Source organism: Rhizobium leguminosarum (assembly GCF_019798305.1).
In the GTDB taxonomy this organism is placed as follows: Bacteria; Pseudomonadota; Alphaproteobacteria; order Rhizobiales; family Rhizobiaceae; genus Rhizobium; species Rhizobium leguminosarum_U.
This window is the reverse complement of the sequence record NZ_JAAXDD010000027.1, coordinates 1-16,260: the sequence shown is the minus strand read 5'-3', so window position 1 is coordinate 16,260 and position 16,260 is coordinate 1. Positions and strand designations below refer to the sequence as shown.

19 protein-coding genes and 1 pseudogene are annotated in these 16,260 nt (G+C 62.3%); 6 read left to right on the top strand and 14 right to left on the bottom strand.

Annotation, left to right across the window (positions count from 1 at the left end; genetic code table 11):
- Positions 1–89: 89 nt before the first annotated feature.
- Positions 90–821 carry a GntR family transcriptional regulator gene (locus HFO99_RS31730; protein WP_017963143.1) on the top strand — a complete coding sequence of 244 codons (732 nt, stop codon included), beginning with the start codon at positions 90–92 and terminating at the stop codon, positions 819–821.
- Between the two features lie 327 nt (positions 822–1,148).
- Here the strand turns inward: HFO99_RS31730 and HFO99_RS31725 are convergent, their stop codons facing one another.
- From HFO99_RS31725 to HFO99_RS31715, 3 genes are all read right to left on the bottom strand, one after another.
- A complete protein-coding gene (locus HFO99_RS31725) occupies positions 1,149–1,775 on the bottom strand; it encodes a class I SAM-dependent methyltransferase (RefSeq protein ID WP_222365615.1) in 627 nt (208 codons plus the stop codon).
- Between the two features lie 285 nt (positions 1,776–2,060).
- Positions 2,061–3,170: a sulfite oxidase gene (locus HFO99_RS31720; protein WP_261323426.1), complete on the bottom strand. Its 1,110-nt coding sequence runs from the start codon at positions 3,168–3,170 to the stop codon at positions 2,061–2,063.
- A 313-nt stretch (positions 3,171–3,483) separates the two neighbouring features.
- Complete coding sequence (locus tag HFO99_RS31715; RefSeq protein ID WP_222298922.1) at positions 3,484–4,155, bottom strand: DUF938 domain-containing protein; 672 nt, start codon at positions 4,153–4,155, stop codon at positions 3,484–3,486.
- Positions 4,156–4,421: 266 nt separating this feature from the next.
- Between HFO99_RS31715 and HFO99_RS31710 the strand changes: the two genes are divergently transcribed.
- Positions 4,422–4,772, top strand: coding sequence for a DUF2200 domain-containing protein (locus HFO99_RS31710; protein ID WP_222365613.1), 351 nt, complete (start codon positions 4,422–4,424; stop codon positions 4,770–4,772).
- 85 nt (positions 4,773–4,857) lie between these two features.
- On the opposite strand, the pseudogene HFO99_RS31705 reads toward HFO99_RS31710, so the two are convergent.
- Positions 4,858–5,088 (bottom strand): annotated as a pseudogene (locus HFO99_RS31705) (TetR family transcriptional regulator); the annotation flags it as partial.
- 75 nt (positions 5,089–5,163) lie between these two features.
- On the opposite strand from HFO99_RS31705, the gene HFO99_RS31700 reads away from it, so the two are divergent.
- On the top strand, positions 5,164–5,589 hold the full coding sequence (locus HFO99_RS31700) for a hypothetical protein (protein WP_222333204.1): 426 nt from the start codon (positions 5,164–5,166) through the stop codon (positions 5,587–5,589).
- Between the two features lie 138 nt (positions 5,590–5,727).
- Positions 5,728–6,036, top strand: coding sequence for a Dabb family protein (locus HFO99_RS31695; protein WP_017963135.1), 309 nt, complete (start codon positions 5,728–5,730; stop codon positions 6,034–6,036).
- Between the two features lie 33 nt (positions 6,037–6,069).
- Here HFO99_RS31695 and HFO99_RS31690 read toward each other — a convergent pair whose 3' ends face one another.
- The 10 genes from HFO99_RS31690 to HFO99_RS31650 form a co-directional block, all read right to left on the bottom strand.
- Complete coding sequence (locus tag HFO99_RS31690; RefSeq protein ID WP_222365612.1) at positions 6,070–6,969, bottom strand: metal ABC transporter solute-binding protein, Zn/Mn family; 900 nt, start codon at positions 6,967–6,969, stop codon at positions 6,070–6,072.
- A 16-nt stretch (positions 6,970–6,985) separates the two neighbouring features.
- Positions 6,986–7,858, bottom strand: a complete 873-nt coding sequence (locus tag HFO99_RS31685; RefSeq protein ID WP_222365611.1) for a metal ABC transporter permease — start codon at positions 7,856–7,858, stop codon at positions 6,986–6,988.
- Complete coding sequence (locus HFO99_RS31680) at positions 7,855–8,604, bottom strand: metal ABC transporter ATP-binding protein (RefSeq protein ID WP_222365610.1); 750 nt, start codon at positions 8,602–8,604, stop codon at positions 7,855–7,857. The genes HFO99_RS31685 and HFO99_RS31680 overlap by 4 nt, the downstream gene beginning before the upstream one ends.
- Positions 8,601–8,729, bottom strand: coding sequence for a hypothetical protein (locus HFO99_RS33725; protein ID WP_012756348.1), 129 nt, complete (start codon positions 8,727–8,729; stop codon positions 8,601–8,603). Before HFO99_RS33725 ends, HFO99_RS31680 begins: the two co-directional genes overlap by 4 nt.
- Positions 8,730–9,099: 370 nt before the next feature.
- A complete protein-coding gene (locus HFO99_RS31675) occupies positions 9,100–9,792 on the bottom strand; it encodes an amino acid ABC transporter permease (RefSeq protein ID WP_011650777.1) in 693 nt (230 codons plus the stop codon).
- A 19-nt stretch (positions 9,793–9,811) separates the two neighbouring features.
- On the bottom strand, positions 9,812–10,519 hold the full coding sequence (locus tag HFO99_RS31670; protein WP_222365609.1) for an amino acid ABC transporter permease: 708 nt from the start codon (positions 10,517–10,519) through the stop codon (positions 9,812–9,814).
- Between the two features lie 53 nt (positions 10,520–10,572).
- Positions 10,573–11,397, bottom strand: coding sequence for an amino acid ABC transporter substrate-binding protein (locus HFO99_RS31665; protein WP_166471362.1), 825 nt, complete (start codon positions 11,395–11,397; stop codon positions 10,573–10,575).
- A 16-nt stretch (positions 11,398–11,413) separates the two neighbouring features.
- Positions 11,414–12,154: an amino acid ABC transporter ATP-binding protein gene (locus tag HFO99_RS31660; RefSeq protein ID WP_222365608.1), complete on the bottom strand. Its 741-nt coding sequence runs from the start codon at positions 12,152–12,154 to the stop codon at positions 11,414–11,416.
- A complete protein-coding gene (locus tag HFO99_RS31655; protein ID WP_222365607.1) occupies positions 12,147–13,637 on the bottom strand; it encodes an NAD(P)-binding domain-containing protein in 1,491 nt (496 codons plus the stop codon). Before HFO99_RS31655 ends, HFO99_RS31660 begins: the two co-directional genes overlap by 8 nt.
- Complete coding sequence (locus tag HFO99_RS31650; RefSeq protein WP_221953217.1) at positions 13,634–14,632, bottom strand: LysR family transcriptional regulator; 999 nt, start codon at positions 14,630–14,632, stop codon at positions 13,634–13,636. The genes HFO99_RS31655 and HFO99_RS31650 overlap by 4 nt, the downstream gene beginning before the upstream one ends.
- 161 nt (positions 14,633–14,793) lie before the next feature.
- Here HFO99_RS31650 and HFO99_RS31645 point away from each other — a divergent pair, with 161 nt between their 5' ends.
- Both HFO99_RS31645 and HFO99_RS31640 read left to right on the top strand, forming a co-directional pair.
- Entirely contained in the window at positions 14,794–15,276 is a 483-nt protein-coding gene (locus HFO99_RS31645) for a CMD domain-containing protein (protein WP_222346727.1), read from the top strand.
- Positions 15,273–15,848: a peroxidase-related enzyme gene (locus HFO99_RS31640; RefSeq protein ID WP_011650770.1), complete on the top strand. Its 576-nt coding sequence runs from the start codon at positions 15,273–15,275 to the stop codon at positions 15,846–15,848. Before HFO99_RS31645 ends, HFO99_RS31640 begins: the two co-directional genes overlap by 4 nt.
- Positions 15,849–16,260 lie beyond the last annotated feature (412 nt).

The window sequence follows — 16,260 nt, the reverse complement described above, 5'->3', positions numbered from 1 at the left end:
AATGCGACGCTGTCGGGACACCAGAAATTTGTTGACCACGCTGCCAATGTCAGACAAGCACATTCAGGACGGTAGAGAGGATTGCGGTCTTGGACGAGCCCTTGCGTGACAAACAGACCCTTGTGATCAAGCTGCGCGACAGGATCCTGGATCTCATCCGCGACGCGAGCCTGAAGCCCGGTGACAAGCTGCCAACCGAGGCCGAACTTACCCAGCGCTTCAGGATTTCCCGCCCCGTCGTCCGCGAGGCTCTCAAACTCCTCGAACAAGACAACCTGATTTATGCCGAACATGGCCGCGGCCGCTTCGTTTCGCCGATGTCCGCGGTGCAAGTCGATAGGCCGATTACGGTGTTCGAGAGCGTGACCGACATGGTCCGGCACTATGGCTATGAGATAGTCAACAAAGTGCTGTCCATTGCCGAAGAAGCGCCGGATGAGCTCGTCGCAAGGCAATTGCAGATGCGGGTCTCGGATCGCGTGATCCGCATCGAACGCCTGCGGCTCCAGCGCGATGAGCCGATCATGTACTGCGTCGATTACGTGCCGCGCAGCCTCATTTCCGCCCGTCTCTACGACATCGACTGGAGCGGTTCGCTGCTCGCGCTGCTCGAGGAGCACAAGAACAAGCCACGAATGTCGGCAGCGAGCGTATCCGCCGTCGTGCTGCCGAACGACGTTGTCGAGCGCAACGATCTAAGGGACTTCGGCCCGGCTCTCCTGATCACCGAAACCTGCTTCAATGCTGCCGGCATACCGGTGATCTACGCGATTGATTATCACCGAGGCAGCCACTTCTCGTTCAGCCTGGCGAGAAAATAAGGTTCAACGCAAAGTTTGAAGTGCAGGTTAAGAGACATCCTACTCAAAACGGTATGGGATTTTGTGACGATAGCTGCTCAAGACCTTGGCGCCGAGGACCGAAGCGTCCGCTTTCCGCTGACGAAACGGGCCTGAGCGGAACGCCCAGTCTCGTCGATTTCCTCGGTAGCAACAAAAGGCCGACGTCAGCCCGCGACGGCCACTGCTTTGCGCCCCCTTGTCGGCCACAGAGGGGATCTTTGCCTTCGCCCGGAAGCCGACATTGCGGTGACCACCTGGCGTTCATAGTCGCGCCACGACCGGCCATTCCCACGAGTTCTGTGTGCGTCACGCCCGACTTGCCCGAACGCTCAGCCACCGATCATGGGGCTTTCCGACGCACCGACGTACCTCGCTGACGATCCAGCCGGCGTCTGTGAGTGCGGACCGCAGGGCAGACTCGCGCCAATACGTCTCGACGTAGCGCCGCGGCGCTGCAGCACTGCCGTGCGAGGACACATCCTCGCCGTCGCCCTCTCTTACCGAGGCGTGCAATCGGCCACCGGTCCGGGTCGCCTCGGCAAGCCGTCCAAGCACCGTGCCGAAATCCTCGCGCGCGACATGAATCAGGCAGGCACAGGCCCAGATCCCGTCGTACGGCGTGCCGGGACGCTGCGGGTCGGCCAAGTCATCGGTCAGCGGGTCCAACAGGTCGGCTTCGAAGCCACTTTCGCGAAGCAGTTCGACGAAACCCTTTGCAATGTCGGTGCGCCGGACGCTCATTCCCCGCTTCTCAAGCTCAAGTGCATCTCGCCCGCCACCGCTTCCGATCTCCAGCACCCTGCCCGAGCCGCCTAGCTCGGTCACGAACGCATCGATCTCTGTTGCGACCCATTCGGGCATCGCCGCGGCCTCCGCAGCGTACTCCGCCGCAACCGTATCATAGGACCGCACGGTATCCAGGTCGGTGCTCATCCTAGCGCTCCTCCTTCAAGACAAGAGACCTGATGAGCGAGAGGCCCATCAGCCCGTTGCGCCCTTCACACTTCGGCAGTGGGTGACATCGCAGGCGATTTGCTTCCGAACTTTAGCAGAAATGCGGTCAGAGGCACCACCGACCGAGCCAATGCTGCCGGGCGGCAAGGCGCCCTCATAATGGTCATCGAGCCACCCTTCGCTGCTGCTGCAAAGCGGACATGACGCAGTGACAACGCGGGTCGCGGTTGCGCCAAAAGCCGCCATTCCGCCCCATGCGGGTGATTAGATTACGAATTCCCCGTCGTACGTCTGTGGCTCGGGAACGACCGTAACCTCCACCGGCACGATCCAATTGGCCGCGTAGCTCTCGCAGTCGGAACGCTGGAGCTCGGGCTGCACGCACCCCGCCCCATCGATCGCGCGACATCGCAGTATATATCGCCCCACTTCTTCAGGGGTCCACATGTACTCCCACAAGCGCCATGCAAAGGGGCGTTCTGTTTCGAGGAGCCTTCCCTCGCGCCAGCCCCTGCCATCTCCGGTGCAGACCTGCACCTGCCGGATAGCAGCCTCTCCGCTCCAGGCGGCTCCGAAAATCCGGTACGGTTGGCCGGCGATGAGATGCGCCCCCTGTACGGGACGCGCGATCTGCGCTTTGACCTCCATCTCCGCGAGGGGGACCAGCCTGGGTTCCCCGAGGCTGCTCTCCCAACGGAAATAGTCGCGCGCCTGCCAGTAGCCAAGGAAGGGTTGCTCCACAACCGTGATATCAGTGATCCACTTGACCCAGGCCATGCCGAACCAGCCGCCCACGACCGCGCGTAGCGGGTAGCCGTGATCGCGCGTCAACGGCTCCTCGTTCATCGAATAGGCAAGGATCGTGCTGTCAGCGATGGCCTTCTCAAGCGGTAAACTGCGCGCAAAAGCGATGGGGCCGGGAGAAGCCGTTTTCTTGTTCATGTCGACGACGCCGCTGTCGGCGCCCGCGAGCAGAACCTCACATGCGGTTCGCTTAACGCCCGCCATTTCCAAAATCTCGCGCAGAAGAACACCTGTCCACGCGGCATTGCCGACGGCTCCGTTCTGCCACTGCAACCCCTCCTTCGGCGGCTCATAGTAGACGCGCCCGTTGCCTGCACACTCGACGACGGCGGTGAAAGTCGTGCTCCGCATCGCCTTGATGCTGTCGAGGTCAAGTTCGATCGGCCGCTCCACCGCCCCGCCAACGCGCAATCTCCAGTCTCGCGCATCGAGGTCCGGCGACGGGAAATGGTTTCGCACGAAGAACAGCTCGGTTGGGATCAGCCAGTCGGAGAGCGACGCAAACGGAGACTCGATGTTCGGTGGGGATTTCTGTCGAACGATCAGACTGGGTTGCTGTGGTGTCGGCATCGTCCTCGTCTCCCCTTTCAAGAGCACAACGTCGGCTCTCGGTCGCGCGAATTCCGGTACGATCACACCGCCCCTCGCAGTGCGTCTGTCGCGTTCCGCCTTCGGGCCGCATTCTAGAGCAATTCCAGGAAAAGTGCGAAGCGGTTTTCCGTCCGGAATTGCGTAAAAACAAAAGGATAGAGCGGTTCTGCGCTTCCGTTAAAAGCTGAACCGCTCTAGCACATGCCGCACGTTCCTCGGATCGACCTCGAACGTCAGCAAAGGACCCGAATGCTGCTATGGGTCCCACGTCTCTTTCGCGCCCGCTTGTCGTTCAGGCACTGCCGCTGGAGAAGACCAGCAACGTATTGTTGGTAGGCATCTCGATCGTCTCGCGGAGATTAAGTCCAGCGGCCTCACCCACTTGTTCGAGATCAGCGATATCACGCACCCCCCAGGATGGGTTGCGCTCCTTTAGAGCCGCGTCGAAAGCAGCGTTCGAGGGGGCGTTGTGTGCCCCGTCGCGCATGAATGGGCCGTAGAGAAGAAGAAGCCCACCAGCGTGAAGCAAACGGCCAGCTCCTGCGAACAATCCTAAGCTTGCCGCCCAAGGCGCGATATGGATCATATTGATCGACACGATGGCGTCATAATGCCCCGTTTGTTCGACGCCCCATTGTCCTGAGCACACATCAATATCCCGCGGTGCCAGCACATTCTTCAGCCCTGCGAATTTGATCCAGCTAGACGTGCTGGTGCGGGCGTCGGCATCCGGATCGCTCGGCTGCCAGGTGAGGTTGGGCATTGCTCCCGCAAAACACACGGCGTGCTCGCCGGTCCCGCATCCAATCTCCAGCACGGCGCCACGTGTTGGAAGGACACGTTTTAGGACCGCGACGATCGGCGCCGAATTTCGCGCAACGGAAGGTGAGAACATGCGCTGGTCGGCGCTTATGTCGCGCTGTTCCAGCGCAACAGGTGAACGGTCCTTCTTCTCTGGGGGCATTGGCCGAATCCCCTTTGGGCGATGTCTCCCACCTTATAGCTGAAATGATGGGACAGAAACCAAGGATTTCGGACTTACGAAGGGGGTCGCCGGCGCGTGCGTTCGGCCGAGGGCGACCGAACGTCCACTTCGCGTCAGATCACGTGCCCGCCAGGCTCAAGATCTGCTTTCGAAAATCGGAGCCCGGAAGCCGACCGACGGCTTTCGTAAGGACTTGAAGTTAGCTATCTCAAGCCGGAAAATATCTGGAATGTTGAGGAGCAGGCATGACGAAGCATCACATCTATTCCATCAGCGTCGCGAGCGTCTATCCCCATTATGTTGCCAAGGCAGAGAAGAAGGGACGCACGAAGACAGAGGTCGATGACATCATCTGTTGGCTGACGGGGCATAGCCGGCAGAGCCTGGACGATCAGTTGGCTGAGAAGACCAACTTCGAGGATTTCTTTGCGCAAGCGCCACAGATGAATCCCTCCCGATCGTTGATTACGGGCGTGATCTGCGGTGTCCGCGTGGAAGAGATCCAAGAAACGACGATGCGGGAAATCCGCTATCTGGACAAATTGATCGACGAACTCGCCAAGGGGAAAGCGATGGAGAAAATCCTGCGGAAATAGCCCGGAGCCGTGTCGCGGCAGCGCGCGCTCACCCGCGGCACGCGCGCAGAATCCGGCACCGTCTCGTCCAGGAAATGACCAATGATCACTGGCGCGGAGCGAGGCCATCGAGCAGGAAGTCGAGGCCCTTCCTGAAGGCGCCGTCCCAATCATTATCCAGCAGCAGACGAGAGCGTTCGATCGTCGGGTAGTGCTCGCTCAGACCTGTCAGGCGCTGCTGCGCGGCCGCCCTGTCGTCGTTCGAGAGGTCGAAGTTCACCCGGGTGATGGTCGCGCCGATCACATAGTTCCAGAGCGACCAGATCGCGACGTTCACCCTTCCCTTTTGTGAGTGGCCATTGACCAACGGCCTGCGATGTGCGCCACTCATTGCTTGCACAAGGAAAATCCCATGCTCAAATTTCTGCTCGCCCTGTCGATGGGTGTTTTTTGCGTCTCGCCGCTTCAGGCCGGCGACATCACTCCCGTCACCAAGAGCTGCGAGCCGGGGGCAAAACAGGCGCAATGCGAGCGATGGGTCCAGGATATTAAGAAAGCCGTCGAGCTGGCCTATAAAGGCGACCACGGCGCGCAGGAGACGGTCGCCTTCTGCCTGTCCACCGGTTGCCATGGTGCCGTCGCGATCGACAAGGTCGGGTCCTGTAGCTGGCATCTCGTCATTGCCAATTCGGGCGCTGCGACAGTGCTCGACGCTTCCAATCTCAGGAACACTTGCCGGCCGATGACGCCGGCTGAGAAAGACCAGGCCCGCGCCTCGTCTCGCGATCTCGTCCAGAAGATCTACAAGCGCCCGATGGTCGCGACCGACCAAATGTAATCTGGTTGGGGTGCCGGCTCGCGGCGCAACGTCTGCTGAAAATAAATCTCGTTGCTCTCCCGGCTTTCGCCGCTATTCTCCACCCAAAGAAAATCGGGCCAAAGAAAATAGGCCCAAAGAAGATAGGGAGGACGACTGATGATCCTGCACTGCGTATTCCTGCGGTTGAAGACCGCGATGACGAGCGAAGACAAGCAGTCGCTGTTTGCGGCGATCGTCGCCCTGAAACAGGTCATTCCCGGCATATTGGACATTAAATACGGGCCGAATGTTTCGCCCGAAGGTTTGCATGGCGGCTTCGTCGACGGGTTTGCCGTGACCTTCGAAAGCGCCGAGGCGCGCGACGCCTATCTCATTCACCCCGAGCATGTGACGGTGGGCGAGCGCATCGTCTCGTCGACGGATGGAGGCCTTGCCGGCATCCTGGTCTTCGACCTCAATTTGTGAGGGGCCGCAGGATAGGCCTGCGGCCCTTAATCCTCAGCTCGATTTCGCCATGGCGGCGGCGAGCTGATCGACATTGTATTTGAACATCTTCTCATAGGTAGGCGCCGGCCCCTTGGCGTCGGAGAGCGATTCGACATAGAGCTCGCCGCCGGGCTCGGCACCGGTTGCCTTGGCGACCTGCTTGACCAGGCGCGGATCGTTGGAATTCTCGAAGAAATAAGCCTTCACGCGCTCGCCTTTGATCTGCTCGATCAGCTTGGCGACATCGGCGGCCGAGGCCTCGCTTTCCGTGGACAGGCCAAGCGGGGCGAGGAAGCTGACATTATATTCGCGGCCGAAATAACCGAAGGCGTCATGGCTGGTCAGCACCTTGCGGCGATCGTCGGCCACCTTGTCGAATTTCGCGTGGGCGTAGGCGTTCAGTTCATCGAGCATCCTTGTGTACTTCTCGGCATTGGCCTTGAAGGCGGCGGCGTCAGTAGGGTCGGCCGATGACAGCGCCTTTTCGATATTGGCGACCCAGACCTTGACGTTGACGGGGCTGTTCCAGACATGCGGATCGGTAATCTGTGCGCCGTCCTCTTCCATGGTGCGGGTGTTGATGCCTTCGGAAACGGTGACCGGCTTGCCCTTATAGCCCGAGGCGGTGATCAGCCGGTCCATCCAGCCTTCCAGTCCCTCGCCGCTGACGAAGGTAACCTGCGCTGCGTTCAAATTCTTCGCATCGGCCGGCGACGGCTCGAATTCATGGGGGTCGCCGTTCGGCACGACGAGGCTCGTTACCTCTACGTGTTCGCCGCCGACCTGCTTGACGACATCGGCAAGCACGGTGAAGGAGGCCACAACCTTCAGCGTTTCGGCGGAGGCGGGCATGGCCGACAGCGCCATCAAAGCGGGGATTGCTGCGGAGAGAAGCAGTCTGTGCGATGTCATCGAAGTCTCCTTGGGATCAGCCCTTCAAATGCGGGCGGGGGAAGAAGCGCCGGGCCAGGCCGGAAGGCGCGAAAAGAATAGAAAAGCCGTAGAGGATCGCCGCCGTCATGATGATCGTCGGGCCGGAGGCGAGCTCGAGATGGTAGGAGGCGATCAGGCCGAGATAACCGGAGGCGGCGGCACTGGCGGCAGCGATCGCCATCATCACCGGCAGGCTGCGCGACCAGAGCTGGGCGACAGCCGCCGGCAGCATCATCAGGCCGACCGCCATCAGCGTGCCGAGCGCCTGGAAGCTGGCGACGAGGTTCAGCACCACCAGCAGCAGGAAGAGCAGGTGATAGACCGACCCGCGCCCGCCGACGGCCCGCAGAAAACCCGGATCAAAACATTCGGCCACCAGCGGCCTGTAGATGAAGGCGAGGATGACGAGGGTCAGCGAGGTGATCGCGCCGATCAGATAAAGCGCAGAGGCATCGATCGCCAGGATGGTGCCGAAGAGCACATGCAGGAGATCGATATTCGAGCCGCGCAGCGAGACGATCAGCACGCCGAGCGCCAGCGATGCGAGATAGAAGCTGGCAAAGCTCGCATCCTCCTGCAGCACGGTCATCCGGCTGACGGCGCCGGACAGCAGCGCTACCGACAGGCCGGCGATGAGGCCGCCGAGGCCCATCGCCGTCAGCGACAGCGAGCCGGCGACGAGGTAGCCGATGGCGGCCCCCGGCAGCACGGCATGGCTCATGGCATCACCCATCAGGCTCATGCGCCGCAGCATCAGGAAGACGCCGATCGGGCCGGAGCCGAGCCCAAGGCAGAGGCAGGCGACGAGCGCGCGGCGCATGAAACCGTAATCGGCAAAGGGCGCGAGGAACAGATCGTAAGCCGTCATGCCGCCGGCGCCTCTTCAGGTGCACAGGCATTCGCATCCTCATCCCAGCGCTCGGCCATGGCGCGGGCCTTGAGGAGATTGACGGAGGACATGACGTCTGCGGTCGCACCCCAGCCGACCAGTTCGCGGGCGAGCAGCAGGGTTTGCGGGAAATGGGCGCGAACCAGCTCGAAATCGTGCAGCACGGCGATCACCGTGCGGCCTTCGCCATGCCAGCGGGTGACGATATCGACGAGGTCCCTGGTCGTGCGGGCATCAATCGCCGTAAACGGCTCGTCGAGCAGGATGATGCCGGCATCCTGCAGCAGCAGACGGGCAAAGAGCACGCGCTGGAACTGGCCGGCCGAGAGTGAGCCGACATGGCGTCGGCCGAAGCCTTCGAGCCCGACGGCCGAGAGCGCCTCGCCTGCCCTCTTCACCTCGGCGGGCGCGATGCGGCCGAAGGCGCCGGTCTTCTTCCAGGCGCCGAGCATGATGGTGTCGATGACCGAGATCGGAAAGCGCCGGTCGATTTCGGCCGCCTGCGGGAGATAGCCGAATTCAGCCCGCCCCAACCGGTGCTCGACCCTGCCTTCGGCGGGACGAAGCTCGCCCATGATCGCCTTCAGCAGCGTCGACTTGCCCGCCCCGTTCGGCCCGGCAATCGCCGTCAGGCTGCCCGAGGCGAAGGCGCCGGAGACATGATGGACGGCGGGGTGCCTGTTATAGGCGACGGTCAAATTCTCGAGACGGATCAGCGGCGTCATGGCAAGAGAACCGCCCAGTGGATCGCCAGCCAAAGCACGGTAATGACCAGCGCCATGCCGATCACCCTAGAGAATGCCGACTGTCCCAGCAGGCTGACGGAGGGGCGGTCGGGGCTCGGGGGCATGGCGCATCCTACAATGTAATAACATTACGGTTATGTTATAACGAATGCGGCGAGATTGAGGCGGAGGCTTGGCAATTGCTCACACAATTGAAAAGGGCGACAAACGGCCGCCCTTTATCTGTGAGGATGCTCGTCGATGCAGCGCTCCGCTGTCCTTGCTCCAGAAGCCGCCCCACCCTCCGTCTTCCTCGGGCTTGACCCGAGGATCCACTCTCGCCTCCATCAGCGGGGCATGGATCCCAGGCTCAAGGCCTGGGATGACGGAGGCTTGGGGCACGTTTCTACCAAACTCCCCGCCGGCACATCAAAAGCGATAGCCGCTACATGCCGAAAACGACTGTGGAAATCCCGATCCTGGGCAAACGGCCCCTTAGGCCCATACCCTAAGAGCCCGTTCCATCCGGTCGGCGGCGTAGGTGACGATATAGGCGATCACCATGTAGATGACGACCGCGATCAGGAAGGCTTCGAGGTAGTAGAAGTTCAGCGCCGCGGTCAGCTGCGACTGCGCGAAGATGTCGACGACCTCGATCGCAAATCCCAGCGACAGCGCCTTCATGATTACCATGATCGAGTTGGCAAGATCCGGGATGGCCGCGACGATCACCTGAGGAAGCATTACCCGGCGGAACAACTGGCTGCGCTTGTAGCCCAGGGAATAGGCCGCATCTGCCTGACCGTTGTCGAAAGAGTTGAGTGCGCCCTTGACGACTTCCGCCTGGAACGCCGCGACGCAGGCGGTCAGGGCGACGATGAGCGTGATCCAGTTCGGCGTCGAGTGACCGTTATAGTCGATGCCGACGAGCGAGGTCAGGAACTGCAGCGTCGGCGGCAGGCCGTAATAGGCGAGGAAGATCACGATGACCATCGGAACGCCCTTGAAGACGACCTTGTAGGCGACGACCAGTTCCCGAAGCAGCGGGACCCGCCGATATTCCACCATCGCGAAAAGGCTGCCGACGATCGTCGAGAAGACGAAGATTCCAAGCGCCATGGCGAGCGTCACCGGGACCGCGCCGAGGATGTCCCAGAGATCGGGAAGAAGGACTTCGGAATCGAACATGTGATGACCTCCTATTCGATCAGACGCTTGCCATCATGGTGGCCTTGGCCGGTGCGGTGTTGGGCGCGAATTTTGCGTTTCGCGTTTCGAAAAAGCGCACGACGATCCATGCGACAAGGCATAGCAGCGAATAGATCACTGCCAGCACAAGGTAGGTCTCGAACTGGTACTGGTTGTAGTCGCGCTCCATGACGAGATGGGCGGTCGCCATGACATCCGCGGCGCCGATGTACATCACCAGTGCGACGTTGTGGATGAGGTAGATGATCGAGTTGCCGTAGCCTGGCAGGGCGATGTGCACCGCCTGGGGTCCGACGACCCGAAGGATCTTCTGAAGGAAGCTGTATCCGAGGCTGTCGGCGGCGTCGTGCTGGCCGCGTTCTACGGCGAGGTAGGCTGGCCGCAGAACCTCGGAAAGATAGCCTCCATGGTAGAGGCTGAGGCCGACGATCGCCGCGACGTTCGGGGACACGAAGTCCTCGACCTCGAACAGAGCGACGACCAGCGGCAGCCCGTAGAAGGCGACGAACAGTTGGAGCACGACGGGGACGCTCCGGGCATAGGAGACGTAGAGGTCAGCCAGTTGGCTGAGAACCGGTATCCTGCGCACCCGGAACGTCGTCGCAATCAAGGCCAGCAGGAAGCCGGCGATCATGGCCGTGAACGTGATCGCAAGCGTCAGCGGCAGCGCCTTGAGCAGCTCAGGGATCATGATGGATAGGTCCACTTCGGAACACTCCTTGTTTCAGTCTTGGCCTGATCGCCGATCGTTGCCGGGCGTTACTTCATGTAGGTGGTGATGTCCTCGCCGAACCATTTCTGCGAGAGCTTTGCCAGCGTGCCGTCGGCCTTGAGCTCCTTCAGAGCCTTGTCGATGTCTGCGGAGAGCGCCTTGTTCTCCTCGGAGCGATGGATCAGGACGAAGGTGTTGTTGATCGCGACCGGCTCGCTCGCCTTGACCTCGAGCTTCTGCTGGTCGATGACCGTCTGCTCGCCGAGGTTCGACGGCAGAACCAGCGCGTCATATTTGCCGTTCTCAACCTCTTTCAGGCGGTCCGGATAGGGAATGCCGGCGCTGGATGCGGTGATCTCGATTTTAAAGTCGGGGTTCTTTTCCTGCCAGGCAGTGGCGAACTTGTAGATGCCGCCGCCGGCCGTCACGGGCACGATCTTCTTGCCGACGAGATCCTTCATTTCGTTGATGCCGCTGTCCTTGCGGCTGTAGATCTTGATCAGGCTGGCGCCGATCGGGCTCTCCGGAAGGAGGAACTGCTTTTCGCGAGCGGGCGCCCGGTAGTAGCCGCCGGTCGCGATGTCGTACTTGCCGGTGGCGAGGCCGGTCTCCTGAGCGATGTCGGCAGCACCCTCCATGACGAATTTGTACTGGGGCAGCTTGGCGTTGATCGCCTTCAGGACGTCGGGCTCGTAACCCTGCGGCTCGACGCCGATGGCACCCCAGGAGAGCGGCTTGGATTCGGCAGCCGTCGCGATCTTGATGGTGCGCACGTCCTCGGCATGCGATAGGCCCGCGGTTGCGAGGGCAAAGGCAACGCCGGCGACAGCGAGGCCGAAGGTGCGGCGGGAAGTCGACTTGATGGAAGACATGTCAGGCATCCTTTCTTTACTGGATGGAGTGTTCGGAATTCAGGAACTGGGCAAGGCGCGGATTGGAGGGCGTGTCGAAGATCTCGGCAGGGCTGCCTTGAGCGGCGACGACGCCCCGATCCATGAAGACGATGCGGTTCGAGATATTCTTTGCGAACTGCATCTCGTGGGTGACGAGGAGCGAGGTGATGCAAGATGACGTGACGTCCCTGATCACCTTCAAAACCTCGCCGACCAGTTCGGGGTCGAGCGACGACGTCGGTTCGTCGAAGAGCATGACATCCGGCTTCACGGCCAGCGCACGCGCAATGCCGGTCCGCTGCAGCTGGCCGCCGGAAAGCTGGGACGGGTAGCTGTCGATCTTGTTCGAAAGGCCGACCCGCTCAAGCTCCTGCAAGGCGATCGAACGCGCCTCGTCCTTCGACTTGCGTTGCACGACCACGAGCGGATCCATCACGTTCTGAATGACGGTCATGTTCTTGAAGACGTTGAACTGCTGGAAGACCATCGCCGTCCGCAGCCGGATCGCCTGGACCGCTGTGTTGTCCGGTTTCCGGTAGTCCATGCTGACCTGATCGAAGGCGATCGTGCCGGAGGCCGGCTTGGCCAGATAGTTGATGCACTTCAGCAACGTCGTCTTGCCGGTGCCGCTGGGGCCGATGATCGACACCACGTCGCCGCGGTTCACCGAAAGATCGACGCCGTTCAGGACCTGCGTGTTTCCGTAGGACAGCTTTAGGTTTTTGAGCTCAAGCATTTCGGGTCGGTGTCCTTTCGGTAGATAGGTCGGAAAACGTCGCGGTCTCGTCGTCGGCCCACTCGTCTCCGAGCAGCTCGGGCGTGTCGAAGGCCTGGAGATCGGCGAAATGACGCTCGCGGTCGGCGACGAACAGCGCCCTGACGATGCCGCGCGCAAGCCGGTCTGCGCCTTCGCTGATTGCGGGAATGTCGCCCGTGAGCTTGCCGTGGCTGAGCGTGGCCGGGAAGTTGAAGCAGTGGATGCGGGCCAGCGCCGGGCAAGCGCCTGGCTCGGCCTCGAGGAACTCGAACGCCTCGCCGAGGTCGGGCGAGGTTTCAAGCTCGTCGTTTCGCATGTCCGCGGGCACCGGGAAGCGGTCGCGCCAGAGGCGGATATGCGATGCGACGGCGGCGAGTTCCGGCCGGTTCTTCAGGTCGACCCTGAAGCCGGTGCCGAAGATCAGGAAATCGACGGGATAGCTGCCTTTCGGCGTCGTCACAACGATATGGTCGCCTTGCTGCTGCAATCGATCGATCGGGCTTCCGAGATGAAGATGGGCCTGCGGGAATGCGCTGACACGCAAGACGCTCGGGCGCGGAGGCGGCGTCTGCGAGCGCATGGCGTAGTCGAGAAAGCGCCACTTCCAGTCATCCGGCAGACCGGCGAAGCCATGCACCACGCCCTGGCTGCCGATGCCGGTGAACTTGTTGATCCGTGGCAGGTCGGTCCTGCGCACGAACAGGTCAAGCCGGGCAGCACCTGCCTCGAGCGCGGTGGCGGCGTTGTCCATCGCCGAGGCGCCGGCTCCGACGACGCCGACCCGCTTGCCGCGCAATGCGGCGAAATCGATAGGGTCGGCGGTATGAGCCCAGAACTTGCGCTCGATGTCGTGGGCGATCGACGGTACGAAGGGACCGCCGAGGCCGTCGCGGCCCGTTGCCAGCACCACATGGCGCGCGATCGTGGTTTCGGACCGGTCGTCATGACGGCAGACTATGTCGAGCAGGCCGTCGGCGCGCGGACGAATGGCATCGACGGCGATCCCATTGCGCACCGGCAGGTCAAGCACGCGCCGGTACCAGACCAGATAGTCCATCCATGTCTCACGCGGCGCCCTGTCGAGCGCGATCCACGCATCGCGGCCATGACGCGCCTCGTAGTAGGCGCGAAACGTCAGGGCCGGCAGGCCCATTGCGGGCCCGGTCAGTTGCTTGGGGGAGCGAAGGGTCCGCATCCTGGCGAAGGTGACCCAGGGACCCTCGCTTCCGGCCGGCGCCTTGTCGAGAACGGTGTGGTTGGCGACGCCGAGCCGCTTCAGCATGGCGGAGGCCACGAGCCCGGCCATGCCCGCACCGATGATCACGACGTCGACGACCGCTTGGCCGTCGACGAGGCGGGGCGGAACCCAGGACTTGGCCGGCAGCTCCAGCCAGGCAAGGTCTTGGCGCAAGCGTGCCTCGAGCGCTTCAAGATTGTTCGGAAATGTCGAGAGATCGCTCATGACGGCACGTCCTCGGTCATCGGGCTACCGCCGTAGACGGTGTCGGCCAATGCTTCGACGCCGCCTGCGTCATGCAGCCGGCAACCGGGCATCGCCAGCGCCACGGCGCGCGCCGCATCGATCACGGCGGCGACCGTCGGGGTCAGCGGCATCGCGGCAGGCGAGATGGCGCCGAACAGGAAGGGGATGGTGTGGTCGAGGACGCGCATCACGATCCCCTCGAGCGGAACGCCGCAGACCGTCGCCGGCTCGACGATGGCGACGCCCAGTCCGGCCCGAACCATTGTAAGGGCCGTCAGCGAGGCGTTGACGTCGATCATCCGTTGCGGCGCCACACCCGCCCGCTCCAGGGCCTCGTCGATGCGATGCCGCAGGCGGTAGGGATTGGCGAGCGTGATGATGCGGCGCTCGGCGAGATCGGAGAGACGCACCACGTCATCATTGGCGAGCGGATCGCTGGCGGCAAGAGCAACGACACACGGCGCTTCGGCAATCCAGTGCACCTCGAGGCCGGGGTGCTCCAGCGGCAGGCTTGAGATCCCGAAATCCGCCGAGCGGGCGAGCACCGCCTGCACGACGTTCTCGGCCGCCAGCGCCTGCACATGGAGATGGCGCGGTATCAGATCCGGCGCGACGGCCGCGATCGCCTGCGGCAGAACGCCGGCCGCAAGCGACGGGGTGGCTGCGATCGTCAGCGAAGCCGGCTCATCGAGACCGATGGCGTTCGCCCGTTCGCGGATGTGGGCCAAGCTGGCAAGATGGCGCTCCACTTCGGCGTGAAAGAGCAGACCGCGCGCGGTCGGGCTGATGCGCGGGCCGCTTCGATGCAGCAGCGCATAACCGATATCGGCTTCCAGATCCTGGATCAGCCTTGTGACCGCCGGTTGCGACCGGCCGAGCAGTCGCGCCGCCCCGGTCACGCTGCCGGCGGACATCACCGCCGCGAAGGCTTCAAGTTGCCGGATATCGAAAGAGTTAGAATGCATAATGGACATCAAACACTCTCCTTCATGTCAGTAAAGCATGACAATTCTCATTTGACGACTGGCCGTAGATAAAAAATTCACATCAAAGACTGTTTAGCATTCCAGTTTGACATAATGAGAGGCCCGGCATACCTAGAGCTTATGTCCGCTGACGTATTGAGGAGCTTGTTTTGACACTCATCGAAACTCTTGCCTCTGTGAGGCCGGATTCCGCGCTCGCGGAAGCCATGGGGAAACGTGCGGAGATCCTGCGCCTCAGTGAAGCGGCCCACGATGCAGTACTTCTGCCACGCGATCCCGGCGGATTGTCGCACGGCCTGAGGGCGGCGCTTGCCGCCCGCATGGCGCGCCACAACCGCAGCCCGGCGCTCGCAAGCCACTACGACGGGCTCGTTGCCCGCGCCGACGAACCAACGACAGCCTTGCTCGCCGAGCCGGACACGAACGTGTCGGATCCGCGCACCGCCGAGATCGTTCGCCATGCCGACCGGCTCACGGTCGCGCCGCGCGATGCCACGCGCGCCCATGTGGAGGCATTGCGCCAGGTCGGCGTAACCGACGCCGACATCGTCCGGCTCGCGGAGCTTGCGGCTTTCGTCAATTATCAGGTGCGGGTTCTTGCCGGCCTGAAGCTGCTGGGAGAGATGCGATGAGCGAGGTCGTCCACACCTTCACCACCACAGTGCCGCGCTGGCAGCCCTATGTCGTTCCGGTCGATTTCGCGACCGCCACCGACGAGCAGCATGCAGCGATGCAGACGACGCCGTCGAACAAGGGCATCTCGCCCTATGTGCTGACCCTGGCGCACGACCCCGAGACGCTCGCGGTCCGCTCACCCCTGTTCAACCTGATCATGTACGGCAAGGACGGACTGGCGGCCAGCGAGCGCGAACTGGGTGCCGTCGCCGCCTCCGTCGTCAACCGCTGCGTCTACTGCGCCGCCGTCCATGCATCCCGGTTCAACAATCTGACAAAACGCACGGATGTCATCGAAGCCGTGTTCGCCGATGGTCTCGAGGCGACGCTCGACGAGCACCTCCAGGAAATCTTCAACTTTTCGGCCCGACTGTCGACCACGCCGCCCGAAGCGGTCGCGGCCGACGCGCAGGCGCTGGCAGACGTCGGGCTCGACGAGCTGGAGGCTCTCGATCTCGTCCTCTCCTCAGCGATCTTCGGCTGGGCGAACCGCCTGATGCATACGCTCGGCGAGCCGATGAAGGACTAAAGTGTTTCCTGGGGAGCGACAGCATGGATACCCGAATCCGGGTTCAGCCGCTGCTTACGCGGCGTTTATTACAATGACGGGTATATGCGTCAGGATGGTCGGTGGCTGATCTCGAAGCGCACTTCGCATGGCGTGACACCATGGAGATGGTGGCCGGTTGACCCGCGGGTGCCGACGCGCGACCTGCGACCGCTCGAGCTCTAGCAAGCGTGGAGACGTCGGCGCGTGCCCCTCATCCGGCTGCCGGCACCTTCTTGGATGACAAAAATGTAGGATACTAACGCTTCCGGGCGGGTGGCCGCCCGCCCGGAAGCTGGTTGTCGGATCGTCACCTTCTCAGTCGTTTGGGACTGTGGGGAGCAGGATCGCAACCGGCTCTTCATCTGGCCCGTGTGGTTGCAGGAACCTTGGG

Bases quoted from the DNA above. Each gene is read 5' to 3' on its own strand.
- HFO99_RS31725 (WP_222365615.1), bottom strand. From the start codon at position 1,775: ATGAGCACCGACCTGGATACCGTGCGGTCCTATGATACGGTTGCGGCG.
- HFO99_RS31720 (WP_261323426.1), bottom strand. From the start codon at position 3,170: ATGCCGACACCACAGCAACCCAGTCTGATCGTTCGACAGAAATCCCCA.
- HFO99_RS31715 (WP_222298922.1), bottom strand. From the start codon at position 4,155: ATGCCCCCAGAGAAGAAGGACCGTTCACCTGTTGCGCTGGAACAGCGC.
- HFO99_RS31710 (WP_222365613.1), top strand. From the start codon at position 4,422: ATGACGAAGCATCACATCTATTCCATCAGCGTCGCGAGCGTCTATCCC.
- HFO99_RS31700 (WP_222333204.1), top strand. From the start codon at position 5,164: ATGCTCAAATTTCTGCTCGCCCTGTCGATGGGTGTTTTTTGCGTCTCG.
- HFO99_RS31695 (WP_017963135.1), top strand. From the start codon at position 5,728: ATGATCCTGCACTGCGTATTCCTGCGGTTGAAGACCGCGATGACGAGC.
- HFO99_RS31690 (WP_222365612.1), bottom strand. From the start codon at position 6,969: ATGACATCGCACAGACTGCTTCTCTCCGCAGCAATCCCCGCTTTGATG.
- HFO99_RS31685 (WP_222365611.1), bottom strand. From the start codon at position 7,858: ATGACGGCTTACGATCTGTTCCTCGCGCCCTTTGCCGATTACGGTTTC.
- HFO99_RS31680 (WP_222365610.1), bottom strand. From the start codon at position 8,604: ATGACGCCGCTGATCCGTCTCGAGAATTTGACCGTCGCCTATAACAGG.
- HFO99_RS33725 (WP_012756348.1), bottom strand. From the start codon at position 8,729: ATGCCCCCGAGCCCCGACCGCCCCTCCGTCAGCCTGCTGGGACAGTCG.
- HFO99_RS31675 (WP_011650777.1), bottom strand. From the start codon at position 9,792: ATGTTCGATTCCGAAGTCCTTCTTCCCGATCTCTGGGACATCCTCGGC.
- HFO99_RS31665 (WP_166471362.1), bottom strand. From the start codon at position 11,397: ATGTCTTCCATCAAGTCGACTTCCCGCCGCACCTTCGGCCTCGCTGTC.
- HFO99_RS31660 (WP_222365608.1), bottom strand. From the start codon at position 12,154: ATGCTTGAGCTCAAAAACCTAAAGCTGTCCTACGGAAACACGCAGGTC.
- HFO99_RS31655 (WP_222365607.1), bottom strand. From the start codon at position 13,637: ATGAGCGATCTCTCGACATTTCCGAACAATCTTGAAGCGCTCGAGGCA.
- HFO99_RS31650 (WP_221953217.1), bottom strand. From the start codon at position 14,632: ATGTCCATTATGCATTCTAACTCTTTCGATATCCGGCAACTTGAAGCC.
- HFO99_RS31640 (WP_011650770.1), top strand. From the start codon at position 15,273: ATGAGCGAGGTCGTCCACACCTTCACCACCACAGTGCCGCGCTGGCAG.